This is a genomic window from Sporacetigenium mesophilum DSM 16796, from assembly GCF_059569055.1.
Window position 1 is genome coordinate 115036 of record NZ_JCANUR010000005.1, and the last position, 17953, is coordinate 132988.

Annotated in this window: 25 protein-coding genes; all 25 read left to right on the forward strand. The window is 30.9% G+C overall.

All coding sequences use genetic code 11. The features are described 5' to 3' along the window. The first annotated feature begins 44 nt into the window (after positions 1 to 44). Complete coding sequence (locus BS62_RS06525; protein WP_496490452.1) at positions 45 to 986, forward strand: DUF1385 domain-containing protein; 942 nt, start codon at positions 45 to 47, stop codon at positions 984 to 986. After that, positions 952 to 1803, forward strand: coding sequence for a peptide chain release factor N(5)-glutamine methyltransferase (prmC, locus tag BS62_RS06530; RefSeq protein WP_496490453.1), 852 nt, complete (start codon positions 952 to 954; stop codon positions 1801 to 1803). The genes BS62_RS06525 and prmC overlap by 35 nt, the downstream gene beginning before the upstream one ends. A 44-nt stretch (positions 1804 to 1847) precedes the next feature. Then, positions 1848 to 2915, forward strand: coding sequence for a peptide chain release factor 1 (gene prfA / locus BS62_RS06535; protein ID WP_496490454.1), 1068 nt, complete (start codon positions 1848 to 1850; stop codon positions 2913 to 2915). A gap of 131 nt (positions 2916 to 3046) precedes the next feature. Next, positions 3047 to 3727, forward strand: a complete 681-nt coding sequence (locus tag BS62_RS06540; protein ID WP_496490455.1) for a ZIP family metal transporter — start codon at positions 3047 to 3049, stop codon at positions 3725 to 3727. Positions 3728 to 3750: 23 nt separating this feature from the next. Further along, complete coding sequence (locus BS62_RS06545) at positions 3751 to 4794, forward strand: L-threonylcarbamoyladenylate synthase (protein ID WP_496490456.1); 1044 nt, start codon at positions 3751 to 3753, stop codon at positions 4792 to 4794. A gap of 14 nt (positions 4795 to 4808) precedes the next feature. After that, entirely contained in the window at positions 4809 to 5279 is a 471-nt protein-coding gene (locus BS62_RS06550) for a low molecular weight protein arginine phosphatase (RefSeq protein ID WP_496490457.1), read from the forward strand. A 52-nt stretch (positions 5280 to 5331) separates the two neighbouring features. Next, entirely contained in the window at positions 5332 to 5784 is a 453-nt protein-coding gene (rpiB, locus tag BS62_RS06555) for a ribose 5-phosphate isomerase B (RefSeq protein ID WP_496490458.1), read from the forward strand. 11 nt (positions 5785 to 5795) lie between these two features. After that, positions 5796 to 6425: a uracil phosphoribosyltransferase gene (gene upp, locus BS62_RS06560; RefSeq protein WP_496490459.1), complete on the forward strand. Its 630-nt coding sequence runs from the start codon at positions 5796 to 5798 to the stop codon at positions 6423 to 6425. A 78-nt stretch (positions 6426 to 6503) separates the two neighbouring features. Further along, a complete protein-coding gene (locus BS62_RS06565) occupies positions 6504 to 6950 on the forward strand; it encodes a deoxycytidylate deaminase (RefSeq protein ID WP_496490460.1) in 447 nt (148 codons plus the stop codon). 335 nt (positions 6951 to 7285) lie between these two features. Further along, a complete protein-coding gene (locus BS62_RS06570; protein WP_496490461.1) occupies positions 7286 to 7519 on the forward strand; it encodes an AtpZ/AtpI family protein in 234 nt (77 codons plus the stop codon). A 4-nt stretch (positions 7520 to 7523) separates the two neighbouring features. Next, positions 7524 to 7919: an ATP synthase subunit I gene (locus tag BS62_RS06575; RefSeq protein ID WP_496490462.1), complete on the forward strand. Its 396-nt coding sequence runs from the start codon at positions 7524 to 7526 to the stop codon at positions 7917 to 7919. Between the two features lie 2 nt (positions 7920 to 7921). After that, positions 7922 to 8665: a F0F1 ATP synthase subunit A gene (gene atpB, locus BS62_RS06580; protein WP_496490463.1), complete on the forward strand. Its 744-nt coding sequence runs from the start codon at positions 7922 to 7924 to the stop codon at positions 8663 to 8665. A 41-nt stretch (positions 8666 to 8706) separates the two neighbouring features. Continuing rightward, on the forward strand, positions 8707 to 8961 hold the full coding sequence (gene atpE / locus BS62_RS06585) for an ATP synthase F0 subunit C (protein WP_496490464.1): 255 nt from the start codon (positions 8707 to 8709) through the stop codon (positions 8959 to 8961). An 87-nt stretch (positions 8962 to 9048) separates the two neighbouring features. Next, positions 9049 to 9549 carry a F0F1 ATP synthase subunit B gene (gene atpF / locus BS62_RS06590; RefSeq protein WP_496490465.1) on the forward strand — a complete coding sequence of 167 codons (501 nt, stop codon included), beginning with the start codon at positions 9049 to 9051 and terminating at the stop codon, positions 9547 to 9549. Next, complete coding sequence (locus tag BS62_RS06595; protein WP_496490466.1) at positions 9546 to 10088, forward strand: F0F1 ATP synthase subunit delta; 543 nt, start codon at positions 9546 to 9548, stop codon at positions 10086 to 10088. The genes atpF and BS62_RS06595 overlap by 4 nt, the downstream gene beginning before the upstream one ends. 15 nt (positions 10089 to 10103) lie before the next feature. Further along, entirely contained in the window at positions 10104 to 11606 is a 1503-nt protein-coding gene (atpA, locus tag BS62_RS06600; RefSeq protein ID WP_496490467.1) for a F0F1 ATP synthase subunit alpha, read from the forward strand. A gap of 25 nt (positions 11607 to 11631) precedes the next feature. Further along, positions 11632 to 12486, forward strand: a complete 855-nt coding sequence (gene atpG / locus BS62_RS06605) for an ATP synthase F1 subunit gamma (RefSeq protein WP_496490468.1) — start codon at positions 11632 to 11634, stop codon at positions 12484 to 12486. Between the two features lie 12 nt (positions 12487 to 12498). Further along, positions 12499 to 13896, forward strand: coding sequence for a F0F1 ATP synthase subunit beta (gene atpD / locus BS62_RS06610; protein WP_496490469.1), 1398 nt, complete (start codon positions 12499 to 12501; stop codon positions 13894 to 13896). 2 nt (positions 13897 to 13898) lie between these two features. After that, on the forward strand, positions 13899 to 14300 hold the full coding sequence (locus tag BS62_RS06615) for a F0F1 ATP synthase subunit epsilon (protein WP_496490470.1): 402 nt from the start codon (positions 13899 to 13901) through the stop codon (positions 14298 to 14300). A gap of 152 nt (positions 14301 to 14452) precedes the next feature. Beyond that, positions 14453 to 14836 carry a holo-ACP synthase gene (gene acpS, locus BS62_RS06620; protein ID WP_496490471.1) on the forward strand — a complete coding sequence of 128 codons (384 nt, stop codon included), beginning with the start codon at positions 14453 to 14455 and terminating at the stop codon, positions 14834 to 14836. Between the two features lie 5 nt (positions 14837 to 14841). Beyond that, positions 14842 to 15300 (forward strand): CBS domain-containing protein, encoded by a 459-nt coding sequence (locus BS62_RS06625; RefSeq protein ID WP_496490472.1) that lies wholly within the window; start codon positions 14842 to 14844, stop codon positions 15298 to 15300. Positions 15301 to 15325: 25 nt separating this feature from the next. Continuing rightward, the gene (gerS, locus tag BS62_RS06630) at positions 15326 to 15916 is read left to right on the forward strand and encodes a germination lipoprotein GerS (protein WP_496490473.1); all 591 of its coding nucleotides are present in this window, start codon (positions 15326 to 15328) and stop codon (positions 15914 to 15916) included. Between the two features lie 13 nt (positions 15917 to 15929). Then, the gene (gene alr, locus BS62_RS06635) at positions 15930 to 17096 is read left to right on the forward strand and encodes an alanine racemase (RefSeq protein ID WP_496490474.1); all 1167 of its coding nucleotides are present in this window, start codon (positions 15930 to 15932) and stop codon (positions 17094 to 17096) included. A gap of 31 nt (positions 17097 to 17127) precedes the next feature. Continuing rightward, positions 17128 to 17412, forward strand: coding sequence for a CopG family ribbon-helix-helix protein (locus BS62_RS06640; RefSeq protein WP_496490475.1), 285 nt, complete (start codon positions 17128 to 17130; stop codon positions 17410 to 17412). A gap of 10 nt (positions 17413 to 17422) precedes the next feature. Next, on the forward strand, positions 17423 to 17773 hold the full coding sequence (locus BS62_RS06645) for a type II toxin-antitoxin system PemK/MazF family toxin (RefSeq protein ID WP_496490490.1): 351 nt from the start codon (positions 17423 to 17425) through the stop codon (positions 17771 to 17773). The last annotated feature ends 180 nt before the right edge of the window (positions 17774 to 17953 follow it).

Here is a 17953-nt window from a genome sequence, read left to right on the forward strand (position 1 = left end):
TTTATTTTATATATATGTGGTAATATTATAATGGAGGTGATGTTTTGAAAAAAGAATTTGTAGGTGGACAAGCCGTCATAGAAGGCGTTATGATGCAAAATAAAACTAAAAGAGCTATAGCCGTTAGAAAATCTGACGGAAATATAGAAATTGATAAAAAGAATATAAAAAGTTGGGTAAGGGATAAAAATATTGATAAGATACCTTTTGTAAGAGGTGCCTTTATGTTAATAGATAGTATGGTAGAAGGAATACAAAGCCTTAATTTCTCATCGCAGTTTTTTTTAGAAGAAGAAGAAGAGTCAAAATTTGATGATTTTATAAGAAAAATATTTAAAGATAAAGCTACAGATGTAATGATATATATATCATTGTTTATATCCATTATACTATCTATGGGATTATTCGTTTTTGTACCAACTTTTATAGGTGGACTTTTTAAGAACATAATAAATAATACTATTATATTGCACCTAATAGAAGGGGTTATACGTATAACGTTACTCTTAGTATATTTGTACTTTATTTCAAAAGTTGAAGATATAAAAAGAGTCTTTGAGTATCATGGAGCAGAGCATAAAACTATACATTGTTATGAAAGTGGTCTAGATTTAACTGTTGAAAATGCAAGAAGTTTTACTACTCTACATCCTAGATGTGGAACTAACTTTTTATTTATAGTTATGATTATATCTATAATAATTTTTTCATTTACAGGATGGCCAAATCTAATTCTGAGAGTTGTAACTAGGTTATTATGTATGCCAATTGTAGCTGGTATAGCTTATGAAATAATAAGATTTTTTGGTAAGTTTGATAACGTATCTACTAAAGTACTTTCATACCCAGGAATGATGCTTCAAAAGATAACGACAAGAGAGCCTGATGATAAACAATTAGAAGTAGCTATAACAGCTTTAAAAGCAGTCTTAGATATAGAGGTGAAATCTAATGATGATAAAAGATGCGATTTTACAGTACAGTAATGAATTAAATGATATAAGTGATAGTCCTCGTCTTGATATAGAGTTGCTAATAAGAAAAGTATTAGGAGATGTAGATAAATTATATATACATTTAAATTTAAATAAAGATTTAAATAATGAGGAAAAAATCAAGTTAATAGATATGATAAATCAACGAAAAAAAGGTAGACCTATGGCATATATACTAGGCACTAGGGAATTTATGGGTTTAGACTTTAATGTATGTGAAGGAGTTTTAATCCCGAGACCTGATACAGAAATATTAGTTGAAGAAGTTATAAATTTATGTAAAGATGTAAAAAATCCAGTTATATTAGATATAGGAACTGGTTCTGGAGCTATAACTGTAAGTTTGGCTAAGTATATATATGATTCAAAAGTTTATTCATTTGATATATCAGATATAGCACTTGAAGTAGGGAAAGTAAATGCAATAAATAACAATGTTGAAGATAAAATAAGTTTTGTTAAATCTAATTTGTTTGATTCTATAAAAGATAAAGATATTATATTTGATGTGATAGTATCTAATCCTCCATATATAAGAAAAAATGATATGCCTACTTTACACACCCAAGTTAAAGACTATGAGCCTTATATAGCTTTAGAAGGTGGGGAAGATGGATTGGATTTCTACAGAGAAATAACAAAAGAATCTATAAGATATATAAAAGAAAATGGAATACTAGCTTATGAAGTAGGCCATGATCAAGCTATAGATGTTAAGGATATAATGATACAAAATGGATATCATAATATAACGATACACAAAGACTTAAGCAACATAGATAGAGTTGTTATAGGGCGTAAAATATGATATAATGAACAATTGATATGCTACTAATAGAGAGGTGAACGGAAATGCTGGATAAATTACAAGTTCTAGAAGTTAAATATAAAGAAATAAGTGAAAAAATAGCTGACCCAGAAGTAATAAATGATCAAAAAGTATGGCAAAAATATATTAAAGAACATTCAGATTTAGAAACTATAGTTATGAAGTATAGAGAATATAGAGAAGTTATGGATAATATAAAGGAATCAAAACAAATACTACAAGAAGAATCTGATGAAGAATTAAGAGAATTAGCTAAAATGGAATTATCTGAACTAGAATGTCAGGTAGAGCCTTTAGAAAATGAATTAAGAGTATTAATGTTACCATCAGACCCTAACGATGATAAAAATGTTATTGTTGAAATAAGAGGTGGAGCTGGTGGAGATGAAGCGGCTTTATTTGCTGCAAATTTATTTAGAATGTATGCCAGATATGCAGAAAGACATCGTTGGAAAATAGAATTAATGAGTACAAATGAAACAGGTGTAGGTGGATACAAAGAAGTTTCCTTCATGATAAAAGGTAAAGGTGCTTATTCTAAACTAAAATATGAATCTGGAGTTCATAGAGTTCAAAGAATACCTGCAACTGAATCAGGAGGAAGAATACACACATCAACAGCTACAGTAGCGGTTTTACCAGAAGTAGATGATGTTGAAGCTATTAATATAAATCCAAATGATTTAAGAATAGATGTTTTCCGTTCTTCAGGTAATGGTGGACAAAGTGTTAATACTACTGACTCTGCAGTTAGAATAACACACATACCTAGTGGAGAAGTTGTATCATGCCAAGATGAAAAATCACAATTAAAAAATAAAGAAAAAGCATTAAAGGTATTGCAGGCTAGATTATTTGATAAAGCCTTAGCTGATCAAAATAAAGAAATAGCAGCTGAGAGAAAGAGTCAAGTTGGTACAGGAGATAGATCTGAAAGAATAAGAACGTATAACTATCCTCAAGGAAGAGTAACTGATCATAGAATAAATCTAACATTATATAAATTAGATTCTTTCTTAGATGGAGATATAACTGAGATGATAGATGCTTTAACAACTGTCGATCAAACAGAAAAAATGCAAGCTGTATAAATCCCTATTATATAGGGGTTTTTTTGTAGAATTTTTCAAAGCGCATTTTATTACAAGTATATTACAAGCATAATAAATTTATTTATTTCATAAATACTACTAATCATGTTTGTTTTGGAGGTGTATTAATTGTGATTTGGAAGATAACTTTAATAGGTTTGTTAGCTGGAGTAATAGGAACTGGTTTAGGGGGAATAATATCAGCAATATTTAGAAAAAATGTAAAAAAATACTTGGATTTTTTTATGGGATTATCTGGCGGGATAATGCTTGCAGTAGTAGTATTTGATTTGTTAAAGGAATCTATGAATGAAATTGGTATATTATTTACAGTTATAGCAACATTTATAGGTGCCTTGATTAGTATGGTTATAAAAGATAAAATCCGTGTAGAAGGAAGTTTAAAAGTTGGATATCTTATATTTATAAGTATATTATTACATAATTTACCCGAAGGATTGGCTATTGGATCTTCATTTATGTCTGCAGAAAAATTGGGGATTACTTTAGCAATAGTTATAGGAATACATAATGTTCCAGAGGGATTAGCTATGGGACTTAGTTTAGTAGGTGGAAAAATAAAAATCGGTAAAATGATTTTGATGACTATAATAGCTGGAATCCCTATGGGAATAGGAAGTTTTTTTGGCGCGTACTTTGGAGGATTGTTCCATGCACTAATTGGAGTTTTCCTTGCAGTAGCAGGAGGAACTATGATGTATGTAACACTAGAAGAGATATTTCCATCTTCGAAAACCATGTACTCTATATTCGGTTTTTTGATAGGTATGATAATAGTTCAATTAATCTAAACTAATGGGAGGTAGAGATACTAATGAAAAATACTATATTGAGTAATATAGATAAAGAATATATAGATATCGATGAAATAAAAAAACATGCAAGTTTATTAAAACAAGGTTCAACAGTTATATTTCCTACGGAAACAGTTTATGGATTAGGTGCAAATGCCCTTGATGAAAGAGCTGTAGCTAAAATTTATGAGGCTAAAGGGAGACCTAGTGATAATCCCCTTATTGTTCATATATCTGATAAAAAGGATTTATACAATTTAGCTAATAATGTAAGTGAAAAAGCAGAGATAATAATGGATAAATTTTGGCCAGGTCCGATTACTATAATATTTCAAAAAAAGGATATAATACCTAATATAACTAGCGGAGGACTTGATACAGTAGCTATAAGAATGCCATCTCATCCTATAGCAATATCTTTAATAAAAGAAAGTGGCGTTCCTATAGCTGCACCATCTGCTAATATATCAGGGAGACCTTCTCCAACAGAAGAAAAACACGTATATGAAGAAATGAATGGACGTGTAGATGGGATTATATTAGGTGGAGATTGTAATTATGGGTTGGAATCTACTGTTGTAGATTTAACAAGCGGTATTCCCATGATATTAAGACCTGGAAGTATAACTCAAGAAGATTTAGAAAAATATTTAGGAAGAGTAGACATAGACCCAGCTTTAATAAAAAAAGAAGATAATGTAATAGCTAAGGCTCCGGGAATGAAGTATACTCATTATTCACCTGAAGCAGATGTTTACATAGTGTATGGAAATAAAGAAGATACTATAAATAAAATAAATTGCTTAATAAATGAAAATAATAAAAAGGGATTAAAATGTGGAGTAATGTGTATGACGACACATAAAAATAAATACAATGGAGAAACAATAGGTTTAGGAGATAGCCTAGAAGAAGTAGGTTATAATTTATTTAAAGCTTTAAGAGAGATGGATAAAAAAGGTGTAGATATAATATACTCTGAAGCTTTTGAAGATAGAGGAGTAGGTCAAGCTATAATGAATAGGTTATTGAAATCTGCAGGATACAAAACAATACAAGCTTAGTAGAAGGTGATTAAATGAACATAGTTATAGTATGTACGGGGAATACATGTAGAAGTCCTATGGCAGAGGCAATACTTAAGGATGTCCTTATAAAAAAAGGACAACAAATAGATGAATTTAATATAACTTCAGCGGGGATTTCAACTATAGATGGATTAGATGCTTCTAAGCATTCAATAAATGCTTTAAAAGAAATGAATATAGATATAAAAAGTCACAAAAGCAAAGTGTTAACTATAGATTTAGTAGAAAATTCGGATTTAATATTGACCATGACTAAATCTCATAAAGATATAATACTAAATTCACTGCCAAAGTTTTCAAATAAGGTATTTACACTAAAAGAATTTGCAGATAATAAAGATATAGATATAATAGACCCTTTTGGAGGAAATTTAGAAATTTATAAAATTACAGCAAAAGATATACAAAATACAATAAATAAACTTATAGACAAAATTCTACAAAAAAAGAAGGATAAATAAAATTATTGTCGAATATTATATAGATTTTAGTATTTTAATGGAGGTATTCAATATGAAGATAGGAATTGGAAGTGACCATGGAGGATACAGATTAAAAGAAGATATAAAAAAATACCTTGAAGAAAAAGGTATAGAATACGTTGACTTTGGTGCAGATAGTGCTAATACTTCTGTTGACTATCCAAAGTTTGGGTTGGCAGTTGCTGAAGCAGTTGTAAATAATGAAGTTGATAAGGGCATAGTATGTTGTGGAACAGGCATTGGTATATCTTTAGCAGCTAATAAAGTTCCTGGAATAAGATGTGCTGTAGTATCAGATACTTTTTCAGCAAAAATGTCTAGAGCTCATAATAATGCAAATATGTTATCTCTGGGAGAACGAGTTTTGGGAAGAGGTTTAGCACTTGAGATAGTTGAAGCATGGTTAAATGAAGAATTTGAAGGTGATAGACACCAAAAAAGAGTAGATATGTTATCTGAAATAGAAAAAAAATATAATAAATAGGAGGAATTAATATGGGAAAGGTTGTAGTAATAGATCATCCATTAATTCAGCATAAACTTACTTTAATGAGAGACAAAAACACTGGTTCTAAGGATTTTAGAGAATTATTAACAGAAATATCAATGATTATGGGATATGAAATAACAAGAGATTTACAACTAGAAGAAATAGAAATAGAAACACCTGTTGTGAAAACAAAATCAAAGATAATATCAGGTAAAAAGTTAGGAATAGTTCCTATATTAAGAGCTGGTCTTGGAATGGTAGACGGGCTTGTTAACTTAATACCAGCAGCTAAAGTTGGACATGTTGGTTTATATAGAGACCCAGAAACTTTAAAGCCTGTTGAATATTATAGCAAATTACCTCAAGATATAAATGAAAGAGATATAATAGTAGTTGACCCGATGCTTGCTACAGGAGGATCAGCGGTTGCAGCTATAGACGTATTGAAGGCAAAAGGTGCTAATAATATAAAATTAGTTAATTTAGTATCTTGTCCAGAAGGTATAGAAGAGGTTCAAAGATGTCATCCAGATGTAGATATATATGTTGCATCTATAGATGAAAAGTTAGATGACCATGGATATATAGTTCCTGGTCTTGGAGATGCAGGAGACAGAATATTTGGAACTAAGTAATAAGTTGTTGTATAATTTAGGTATCTATATTTTTATATAGATACCTTTTTTAAATTATAAACTAGAGGAGGAATAAATATGAGACCATCTTGGGACGAATACTTTATGGAAATAGCGGATATAGTTAAGAAGCGATCAACGTGTTTAAGAAGGCAAGTAGGGGCTGTAATAGTGAAAAATAAGCAAATACTATCTACAGGATACAATGGAGCTCCTAAGGAACTGAAACATTGTGGAGAGATAGGGTGTAAAAGACAGGAATTAAATATTCCATCTGGAGAAAGACATGAATTATGTAGAGCTTTACATGCAGAACAAAATGCAATAATTCAAGCTGCATATAATGGGGTAAGTATAAAAGATTCAACATTATATGCTACAACTAGACCTTGTATATTATGTGCTAAGATGTGCATAAATGCGGGTATTACTAGAATTGTGTTTAATGGAGATTATCCAGATGAAATGTCAGTTCAAATATTAAAGGAAGCTGGTATAGAGTTGTTGAATATTTATGATGTATAAGTATCTCAGTATATTAGAAATAGTTCGAATAATAAAGGAATTCATGCATTAACGGGTGTAAATAGACCTAAAACAGTATAAAAAGTGTTTTTATCATGTTTGAAAAAGTAACCATAATAAATATAATAGAGTAATACCATTTAAAAATAATTCGACAGGAATGTGTATATTAGTAATCATTTTGATAAAAAAGTCAAGTGGATAAAAATTTCACAAGTATACAATAAAATAGGTTGACTTAAGTATATATATGGAGTTAAAATTAGAAAAAATGAATGTGTTTCATTTTACAAAATATAAAGACAATTTCTCAAAATGATAGGAGTTAAGTTTTTATGAGCAAGAAAAAAGAAATTTTTGATGTTGTAAGTCTCTTAAGTTTAGTAACCCAGTTAGGACTTATGATGGTTATACCAATACTAGGTTGTACACTGTTAGGAAGATACATAGATGATAAATTAAACACAACTCCTATATTTTTAATTATATTGTTAATACTAGGTATAGGTGGGGCATTTTCTGGCGTTTATAAAACTGTAATTGTATATACAAAGACAAAAAGGAAGTGATGTTTTGGATGAAAAAGTGCGAAACGAAGTCAGGCGGGTAACTAAAGGAGTTTTAATATTTGATGTATTAGCAATAATAATTCTTTTAGCTACATCTAATTTTAATAGACCAATGTTTACAGGTCTTTTATTTGGAAGTATATTTTCTGTATTAAATTTTAGGTTACTGGCACTTAGTGTACAGCAGACGGTTAAACGTGAACCTGGTAAAGCGCAATTATATGCTTCTAGCAGATATCTTGTAAGATTTGTACTTACAGCTTTAGTAATATATGTATCTGTTAAAGCACCGTATATAAATGTCATTGGAACTACAATAGGCCTTAGCGGCCCAATGGCAGTAATATTAGCTACAAATATAATTCCAAGAAGTAAAAAATTAAGTAGAAAGGAGGAATAGTCATGAATGGGCCTAGGATAATATTGGAAATAGGATCTATTGGAATAAGTGAAACAGTAGTTGTTAGTTGGATTATAATAGCATTTCTTGCTGTAGTTTCTTATTTCGCAACTAGAAATCTTCAAAAAGTTCCAAAAGGGCATCAGATTATAGTTGAGGCTATAGTAGGAACATTTAATAGTTTTGTACCGGATACAATGGGGCATAATGTAGTAAAATTCATGCCAAATATAGTTCCGTACATAGGAAGTTTATTTTTATTCTTTGCATGTTCTAACTTAGCTGGTTTAGTTGGATTGAGATCTCCTACAACAGATTTAAACACAACAGGAGCTTGGGCTATTATTACATTCATTATGATTTATGTGAATGGAGTTAGAACTAAGGGACTCGCTCACTTTAAAGAATTGTTAGAACCAGTACCTTTCCTGTTACCATTAAATATTATAGGGGAGTTAGCAAAGCCAATTTCACTAAGTTTCCGTCCATTCGGAAACATAACAGGTGGTACAGTTATAATGGCTCTGTTTTATAGTTTCTTAGGGTTTCTAAGTAATGCTTTATTTAAAATAGAAATTCCATTTTTGCAATTAGTAATACCAGTACCACTTCATTTATACTTTGATTTATTCTCGGGGATATTACAATCATTCATATTTATAATGCTTACTATGGTATTTGTAAGTAGTGCAATGGATGTTCCTGAAGAAAAGGAAGAAATTAGCAAAAATACATCTATAATATAAACAAAAATTTAAAACTCACAAATTCTAAGGAGGAATTTATTATGGAAATGGCAATACTTTTAGCTGGATCAGCTATAGGAGCAGGATTAGCAGTTATGACAGGTATAGGAGCAGGTATAGGTCAAGGATACGCTGCAGGTAAAGCATCAGAGGCAGTTGCTAGAAATCCAGAAGCACAAGCTGATATAACAAGAACACTTTTATTAGGGGATGCGATTGCAGAATCTTCAGCAATATATGGACTTGTTATTGCGATAATTCTTATATTTGCTAATCCATTTGTAGGAATGCTTTAAGAATAATTAACTTGAAATTATAATTAGGAGATGGAATAATTCCATCTCCTAATTATAAATATGTGATTGGCAGAAAGGAGGACAAGTATGAAAGTTAATCCACTTATAGGTCTAAACTATGAATTTTTTATTCAAATTATAAATACATTTTTAGTATATTTAGTTTTAAAGAAGTTATTATTTAAACCAGTTACTGAATTTATGAGTAAGAGAGCAGCAGAGGTTGAAAATAACTTGGCATTAGGAGAAAATACTAAAAGAGAAGGCGAAGAGTATAAAAAACAATATCAATCTAAGTTAGAGGAAGCTAAACAAGAAAGCCAAGATATAATAAAACAGGCCACTGTAAGAGCAGAACAGAAATCAGAAGAAATAGTAACTAATGCAAAAACAGAGGCTTCTAGATTAGTAGAAAGAGCGCATAGCGATATACAAAAAGAAAGACAAAAAGTTATGAATGAGCTTAAAGAGGATATATCTTCTATAGCGCTAATGGCGGCATCTAAAGTAATAGAACAAGATTTAGATGAAGCTAAACATGAGAAGTTAATTAACAACTTTATAAAAGAGGTAGGCGAAACTAAATGATAGATGCAGTTGCTAATAGATATGCTCAAGCCTTATTTGAAGTTGGAGAAGAGAGTGGCAAGTCAGATGTCTTCAATGAAGAACTTAAGGCTATAGTAGGTATATTAATAGACAATAAAGACTTCTATGAAGCATTAAAGTCACCTTTAATACAAAAGTATGAAAAGAAAACATTATTAGAAAATGTATTTTCAAATAATGTTAATATAGAGATATTAAACTTCTTAAGTATATTAGTAGATAAAGATAGAATATCTATGATAGATAAAATATACGAAGGTTTTAAAGCGCTTTTAAATAAGAAAAATAATATAATAGAAGCTGTAGCTATAACGGCCGTTTCAATTAAAGAAGAAATTTTAAAACAACTTGAAGATAAACTTTCTGATATGACTAAAAAGACAGTTATCCTTCGTAATGAGGTAAATAAGAATGTAATAGGTGGAGTTCTTATAAGATTAGGTAATGAAGAAATAGATGGAACAGTAAAAGGACGTTTAGAAAAACTAAAAGAAGAACTATCACAAGTAATAGCTTAGGAGGGCGGTGAACCCATGAATTTAAGACCTGAAGAAATAAGTTCTATAATAAAAGATCAAATAAAAAATTATAAAAATAAAATACAATTAACTGATACAGGAAGCGTTTTAAAAGTTGGAGATGGTATAGCTAGCGTATATGGGTTAGAAAAGTGTATGGCTGGTGAACTTTTAGAATTCCCTGGAGAAGTTTATGGTATGGCCCTAAACCTTGAAGAAGATATGGTTGGTACGGTTATATTAGGTGATGATGAAGGTATAAAAGAGGGAGATATAGTTAAAAGAACAGGCAATATAGTTCAAGTTCCTGTTGGAGATGCATTAATAGGTAGGGTTGTAAACTCATTGGGACAACCTATAGATGGAAAAGGACCTATAAATACTGATAAATATAGACCAATAGAATCAAATGCGCCTGGTATAATAGATAGAAAATCAGTTCATGAACCACTTCAAACTGGTATAAAATCTATAGACTCTATGACACCTATAGGTAGGGGTCAAAGAGAGCTTATAATAGGTGATAGACAAACTGGTAAAACTTCAATAGTTATAGATACTATAATTAACCAAAAAGGTAAAGATTGTATATGTGTATACGTAGCTATAGGTCAAAAACGTTCTACTGTAGCTCAATTAGTAAACACACTTGAAAAAGCAGGGGCTATGGACTACACAATAGTAGTGTCAGCTTCAGCTTCTGAATCAGCTCCACTTCAATACATAGCTCCATATGCAGGAACTTCAATAGCTGAGGAATTTATGCATAATGGAAAACATGTACTTGTAGTATATGACGACTTAACAAAGCATGCGGTAGCATACCGTCAAATGTCATTACTTTTAAGAAGACCACCAGGTCGTGAAGCATATCCAGGAGATGTATTCTACTTACACTCAAGATTGCTTGAAAGATCAGCTAAGTTATCGGATGAATTAGGTGGAGGATCTATAACTTCACTACCTATAATAGAAACGCAAGCAGGAGACGTTTCTGCTTATATACCAACTAACGTTATATCTATAACAGATGGTCAGATATTCCTTGAATCAGAGTTATTCTATGCTGGTATAAGACCTGCTGTTAACCCAGGTATATCAGTATCAAGGGTTGGTGGTGCTGCACAGATAAAATCTATGAAAAAAGTTGCAGGATCATTAAAACTTATATACTCTCAATATAAAGAACTTGCAGCATTTGCTCAATTTGGTTCAGACCTTGATGCAGATACTAAGAGAAGACTTTCTCAAGGAGAAAGAGTTGTTGAAGTACTAAAGCAAGCAGAGCATAACCCTATGTCTGTTGATAAGCAGGTTATAATAATACATGCAGTATCTAATAACTACTTATCAGATATACCAGTAAGTAACATAAATAGATTTGAAGAAGAATTATATGAATTTATAGATAATAACTATCCACAAATAACTGGAAAGATAATGGACGGCTCTGACTTTATAGATGAATTAAATGTAGCTATAAATGAATTTAAGAAGAAATTCGTAGTTGAAGAGTAATCCTCTTTATAAGGAGGTGGAATAAGTGGCAGCAGGAATTAAAGATATCAAAAGACGTATAAAAAGTGTAGAAAGTACAAAGCAAATAACAAAAGCTATGGAACTTGTAGCTTCTTCTAAGCTTAGAAAGGCAAAAGAAAGAACTGAGAATTCAAGACCATATTTTGCAACGCTTTACGATACCGTTATAAATATATCTGCAAATACAAATGGTATAAAAAATGAATTTTTAGATCAAAGAGATGTTAAAAATAGATGTTATATAGTTATAGCTGGAGATAGAGGATTAGCTGGAGGATATAACTCAAATATACTAAAAGCTTCAGTTGCCCATATGGAAGGCAAGAAAGAAAAAATTATAGCTGTAGGTAAGAAATCATTGGAATTCTTTAGAAAAAGAGAATACGATATGCTAGAGACTGTAAATAGTGTTGAATATAGTGGATATGGTGAAGCTAGCAAAGTAGCAAATGCAGCTATGAATGCTTATAAAAATGGGGATGTAGATGAAGTTTATGTATATTATACTGAATTTGTATCACCTTTAGTACAAGAAGTAAAAATGTTAAAGCTTCTTCCAATTACATTTGATTCTAGTAAACAGTACGAGGCAAGAACGCCAGGGGTAGTAGAGTATGAGCCTACTCCTGAAGATGTTTTAAATTATATAATACCTAAGTATGTAGCAGGAAGTATATACGGATCAATATTAGAAGCGTTTGCTTCTGAACAAGGTGCGAGAAGAGTTTCTATGGAGTCGGCAACTGATAATGCTGATGAAATGATAGATAAATTAGAATTAAGTTACAATAGAGCAAGACAATCTGCTATAACTCAAGAAATATCAGAAATAGTTGGGGGATCTGAAGCTCTAAAATAAGGAGGTAAGACGATGACAAACGTAGGCAAAGTAGCTCAGGTTATAGGTGCGGTATTAGACGTTAAGTTTGATAATAAAGAAAACTTACCTAATCTACTAAATGCTATAGTGATAAAGCAAGGGGATAGACAAGTAGTAGCAGAGGTTGCACAGCACGTAGGAGACGATACAGTTAGATGTATAGCGATGAGTTCTACTGACGGTATAGTTAGAGGTACAGAAGCAGTAGATACAGGTAAACCTATAAGTGTTCCGGTAGGAAATGAAACTCTAGGAAGAATATTTAACGTATTAGGTGAGCCAGTAGATGCTAAGGAAGCACCTAAAAACGCTCATAGAATGTCTATACACAGACCAGCTCCAGCTTACGAAGATATACAACCTACTGCAGAAATGTTTGAAACAGGGATAAAGGTAGTTGATTTATTAGCGCCTTACTTAAAAGGTGGTAAAATAGGTCTATTCGGCGGTGCCGGAGTTGGAAAAACAGTTCTTATACAAGAACTTATAAACAATATAGCTAAACAACATGGTGGTATATCAGTATTTGCCGGTGTTGGAGAAAGAACAAGAGAAGGTAATGACCTTTATCATGAAATGATAGATTCTGGAGTTATAGATAAAACAGCTCTAGTATTTGGACAAATGAATGAGCCACCTGGAGCGAGAATGAGAGTTGCATTAACTGGACTTACTATGGCTGAGCACTTTAGAGATGAACAAGGACAAGACGTTCTATTGTTCATAGATAATATATTCCGTTTCACACAAGCAGGTTCAGAAGTTTCGGCTCTTCTTGGACGTATACCATCAGCAGTTGGTTACCAACCAACACTTGCAACGGAAATGGGTACTTTACAAGAAAGAATAACTTCAACTAAAAAGGGATCTATAACATCTGTTCAAGCAGTATATGTTCCAGCGGATGACTTAACAGACCCTGCTCCAGCTACTACATTTGCCCACTTAGATGCTAAAACAGTTTTATCAAGACAAATAGCATCTCTAGGTATATATCCGGCTGTTGACCCATTAGAGTCAACATCAAGAATACTAGATCCAAGTGTAGTTGGCAAAGAACATTATGAAGTAGCTCGTAGTGTTCAATCTATACTTCAAAGATATAAAGAACTTCAAGATATAATAGCTATACTAGGTATGGATGAACTATCAGATGAAGATAAGCAAACTGTTTCTCGTGCAAGAAAAATACAAAGATTCTTGTCACAACCATTCAGCGTTGCGGAACAGTTTACAGGATTCCCAGGTAAATATGTACCTATAAAGGAAACTGTAAGAGGATTTAAAGAAATACTTGAAGGAAAACATGACAATTTACCAGAATCTGCATTCCTTTTTGTTGGAACTATAGATGAAGCGGTAGAGAATGCTAAAAGGGAGAGTAGATAACCATGGCAAATCCATTTGGACTTGAAATAGTTACTCCTGATAAGGTATTTTACAAAGGAACTGCAGAAATGGTTATAGTTAGGACTACGGAAGGGGACATAGGTATACTTAAGGATCATACACCTTATGTCGCAGGGTTATCTATTGGAAAGTTAAGAATAAAACTTGACGGAAAATTTACAGAGGCTGCTATAGCCGGTGGGTTTGTCCAAGTAGATAAAGAAAAAACTACTATATTAACAGAAGCTGCAGAATGGGCAGAAGATATAGATATAGATAGAGCAAGAAAAGCAAAAGAAAAAGCAGAGAATGAATTAAAAAACACTACAGACAAACAAAAAATAGAAGAATTAGAGCTTAAGCTAAAAGTAGCTTTAAACAGAATTAATATTTCTCAAAAATAAGACTAGAGTTCTCTCTAGTCTTTTTTTGAACAACGGACCACTCTTTTAATGCCGCTTAAGACATGAGCGTAGCGAATCTTCAATATATGTATGAATAATGGTCATATAAATATATAATACTTACATATAATAAGTTTCGGAGGAGAATGTAAATGAACATATATGGTATTGGCATTGATATAGTAGAAATATATAGAATAAAAGAAGCTATAAATAAAAATGAAAAGTTTTTAAATAGAGTATTTACCAAAGAGGAAATTGAGTATTTTAAGTCGAAAAACTTAAATAGCAATACAATATCAGGAAACTTTGCAGGGAAAGAAGCCGTAAGCAAAGCCATAGGAACAGGAATAAGAAATTATAATTTTAGAGATATAGAAATTTTAAGAGATAATCAAGGGAAGCCAATTGTAAATGTTAAAAATAATTTAATAAATATATGTAAAGAGTTAAAAATAAAAGAAATACTAATATCAATATCCCATTCTAAAAATTATGCTGTTGCAAATGCAGTAGCAATTACAAAGGAGAGATAACTATTATGGGCAAAAAGGCAAAAGATATAATGACAAGTGATGTAATAGTTGCAAAGAAAGATAGTCTAATACAAGATATAGCAAAGATACTCCTTCAAAATAGAATAGGTGGCGTCCCGGTAGTAGATGAAGATAATAAGGTCATAGGGATAATATCTGAAACTGATATTATCAAAAAAGAAGGGAATATAGATACGCCTACTATCATAACATTACTACAGGGGGTAATTTATTTCCCGGATTTAAAGAAAGTAGAAAAAGAGATATTAGATGTAGCATCATATAAGGTTGAAGATCTTATGTCAACAAATGTTACAAAAGTAAATGAAGAAGATAGTTTTGAAGATGTAGCAAATCTTATGATAAAAAAATCTGTAAATAGAGTACCTGTTGTAGACTCAAGTAATAAGCTAAAAGGCATAATTTGTAGATATGACATAATAAAATCTATGTATAGTGAATAAAATATTATAAGATAGGGGGGATTTTGTGAAAAATAAGTGGACTATATTTATAAGCCTACTCTTACTTATAAGTTTTGTGAGTGTAGGTTGTAATAACAGTAGGTCCACAAAAGAAGAAGTGTATAAAGAATTTACGAATCAAATATCAAAGATGAAATCTTACTCATGTATAGCAGAAATAAATGTAGTAGGAAATAAAAATCCAAAAGAATATATAATGAAACATAATTATATCAAACCTGATACTTATAAAATAGAAATAGTATCTCCAGAAAATTTAAAAGGAAAAATTATTAAATATAACAAAGAAAAAATATTTGTCAAAAATCCAAATGTAAATGACTATATAGAGCTACCAAACAATGAAAAGGATAATCAATATCTATTTATAGGCGATTTTATTAAAAACTTATCTGAAAATGAGGAGTTAAACATAGCATTCAAAGGAGATTATTTAGTACTAGAAACCACAATACCAAGTTCTTCAAAGTATTTCAATAAACAAGTTTTATACGTAGATAAAGAAAGTGTTAAACCTTCTAAATTAGAAATCCATGACGACGAAGGAAAAGCTAGATTTACGGTGACATATAAAAACTTTGATTACAACAAATAAGGGGGACAAAAGAATGTTAAGTAGAATAACCGCTCCTACATGGGCAGAGATAAATTTAGATAATTTAAAATCAAATTTAGGTAATATAAAAAAAATACTTGAGGAAGATGCTAAAATTTGCGGAGTAGTAAAAGCTAATGCTTATGGCCATGGATCTGTAGAAATATCCAAAGTCTTAGTAAATGAAGGGGTTGACTATCTAGCTGTTGCAAGGCTAGAAGAGGCAATTGAACTAAGACAAAACAATATACTCATACCTATATTGTGTCTTGGATATATAGATGAAAATGCTCTAGAAGATGCTGTGAAAAATAATATATATATAACTATATATTCTTATGAGGCAGCGTATAAACTAAATGAGATATGTGAAAAAATAGGGAAGCGATGCACAGTTCATATAAAATTAGATACAGGAATGTCAAGGATAGGATTCCTCCCAAATATCAACTCTGTAGATGACATACAAAACATATCTAGATTATCTAACATAAATATAGAAGGTATATATACACATTTTGCAGTTGCAGATGAAAAGGATAAAGAATTTACCTATAAACAAGTTGATAAATTTAATTATGTTATAAAAGAACTTGAAAATAGAGATGTATATATACCAATAAAACATGTATCAAATAGTGCAGCGACTATGGATTGTTTTGATTTAAATTTTAATATGGTAAGATGTGGAATTATATTATATGGTCATTATCCTTCTGAGCATGTAAATAAAGAATCTCTTTCTTTAAAGCCTGTAATGACTTTGAAGACAAAAGTAGCTCATATAAAAGAACTAGATTCAGATGTAGGAATAAGTTACGGTTTAAGATATAAAACTTTAGAAAAAGCAAAAATAGCTACTTTGCCAATAGGTTATGCAGATGGATTTACTAGGTTACTTACAGACAAAGTAAAAGTTAAAGTAAATGGAGAAATGGTTCCTGTAGTAGGAAAAATCTGTATGGATCAATGTATGATAAAAATAAATCAAAACCATGACATAAAAATCGGCGATGAGGTTATAATATTTGGGGAAGGTTATGAAGAGAAAATAGAAAATCTAGCTAATGAGCTAGGAACAATAAATTATGAAATGTTATGTATGATAGCTAGAAGAGTAGAACGTATTTACGTGGAAGGAAATGTAATTTTACAAAAAGTCAATTATTTGGTAAAATAGAGATAGTCATTATATCTTGGGAGGCGATTTTGTGTACAATTTAGAAAAGGAAAGAGTAATGTTTACCTTACCAGACTCTTTAGTAAGCGAAGTAGACAAAATAGTTAAAACTGAAAATACAAATAGAGAAGAGTTTGCGCAAGCAGCTTTCCAATTTTATATAACTCAAAAGAAAAAAACAGACTTAAAAGAGGTTATGATAAAAGGTTATAAGGAAATGGGCCAAATAAACCTGGCATTAGCTGAATTAGGTATGACAAGTGAAGTATCTTCCAATGAGTATTGCGAAGGGAAGATAGCGCAAGGTGAGTACTAATAACCATAACATGGAAATAAAACGTGGAGATTTATTTTATGCAGATTTAAGTCCTGTAGTTGGATCTGAGCAAGGTGGAGTTAGACCAGTACTTATTATCCAAAATGACATTGGTAATAAGTACAGTCCAACTGTCATTGTAGCTGCTATAACATCGCAAATTAATAAAGCAAAATTGCCTACTCATATAGAAATAAGTGCTAATGAATACGGGCTTAATAAAGATTCTGTAGTTCTTTTAGAACAGATAAGAACAATAGATAAAAAAAGACTTAGAGAAAAAATCGGCAATCTAGATGAAGGTATAATGATAGCAGTAGATAATGGACTTCAAGTAAGTTTAGGTTTGTTTAGATTTTAAACTATTATAAATATAAAAATATATATTGATATAAAAATTCGCTTTATATACGTTATAAAGCGAATTTTTTATATTTATGACATATTTTGCATACATTTTTTGACTAAACTGTATAAAATAATGATATAATAAAGTAGTATTGGGGAAAATAAGTTTACTATACTGTTCAAAAGGAGCAAT

Coding starts and splice junctions, on each gene's coding strand:
- prmC (WP_496490453.1), top strand. CDS start 952: ATGATGATAAAAGATGCGATTTTACAGTACAGTAATGAATTAAATGAT.
- prfA (WP_496490454.1), top strand. CDS start 1,848: ATGCTGGATAAATTACAAGTTCTAGAAGTTAAATATAAAGAAATAAGT.
- BS62_RS06545 (WP_496490456.1), top strand. CDS start 3,751: ATGAAAAATACTATATTGAGTAATATAGATAAAGAATATATAGATATC.
- BS62_RS06550 (WP_496490457.1), top strand. CDS start 4,809: ATGAACATAGTTATAGTATGTACGGGGAATACATGTAGAAGTCCTATG.
- rpiB (WP_496490458.1), top strand. CDS start 5,332: ATGAAGATAGGAATTGGAAGTGACCATGGAGGATACAGATTAAAAGAA.
- upp (WP_496490459.1), top strand. CDS start 5,796: ATGGGAAAGGTTGTAGTAATAGATCATCCATTAATTCAGCATAAACTT.
- BS62_RS06565 (WP_496490460.1), top strand. CDS start 6,504: ATGAGACCATCTTGGGACGAATACTTTATGGAAATAGCGGATATAGTT.
- BS62_RS06570 (WP_496490461.1), top strand. CDS start 7,286: ATGAGCAAGAAAAAAGAAATTTTTGATGTTGTAAGTCTCTTAAGTTTA.
- atpB (WP_496490463.1), top strand. CDS start 7,922: ATGAATGGGCCTAGGATAATATTGGAAATAGGATCTATTGGAATAAGT.
- atpE (WP_496490464.1), top strand. CDS start 8,707: ATGGAAATGGCAATACTTTTAGCTGGATCAGCTATAGGAGCAGGATTA.
- atpF (WP_496490465.1), top strand. CDS start 9,049: ATGAAAGTTAATCCACTTATAGGTCTAAACTATGAATTTTTTATTCAA.
- BS62_RS06595 (WP_496490466.1), top strand. CDS start 9,546: ATGATAGATGCAGTTGCTAATAGATATGCTCAAGCCTTATTTGAAGTT.
- atpA (WP_496490467.1), top strand. CDS start 10,104: ATGAATTTAAGACCTGAAGAAATAAGTTCTATAATAAAAGATCAAATA.
- atpD (WP_496490469.1), top strand. CDS start 12,499: ATGACAAACGTAGGCAAAGTAGCTCAGGTTATAGGTGCGGTATTAGAC.
- BS62_RS06615 (WP_496490470.1), top strand. CDS start 13,899: ATGGCAAATCCATTTGGACTTGAAATAGTTACTCCTGATAAGGTATTT.
- acpS (WP_496490471.1), top strand. CDS start 14,453: ATGAACATATATGGTATTGGCATTGATATAGTAGAAATATATAGAATA.
- BS62_RS06625 (WP_496490472.1), top strand. CDS start 14,842: ATGGGCAAAAAGGCAAAAGATATAATGACAAGTGATGTAATAGTTGCA.
- alr (WP_496490474.1), top strand. CDS start 15,930: ATGTTAAGTAGAATAACCGCTCCTACATGGGCAGAGATAAATTTAGAT.
- BS62_RS06645 (WP_496490490.1), top strand. CDS start 17,423: ATGGAAATAAAACGTGGAGATTTATTTTATGCAGATTTAAGTCCTGTA.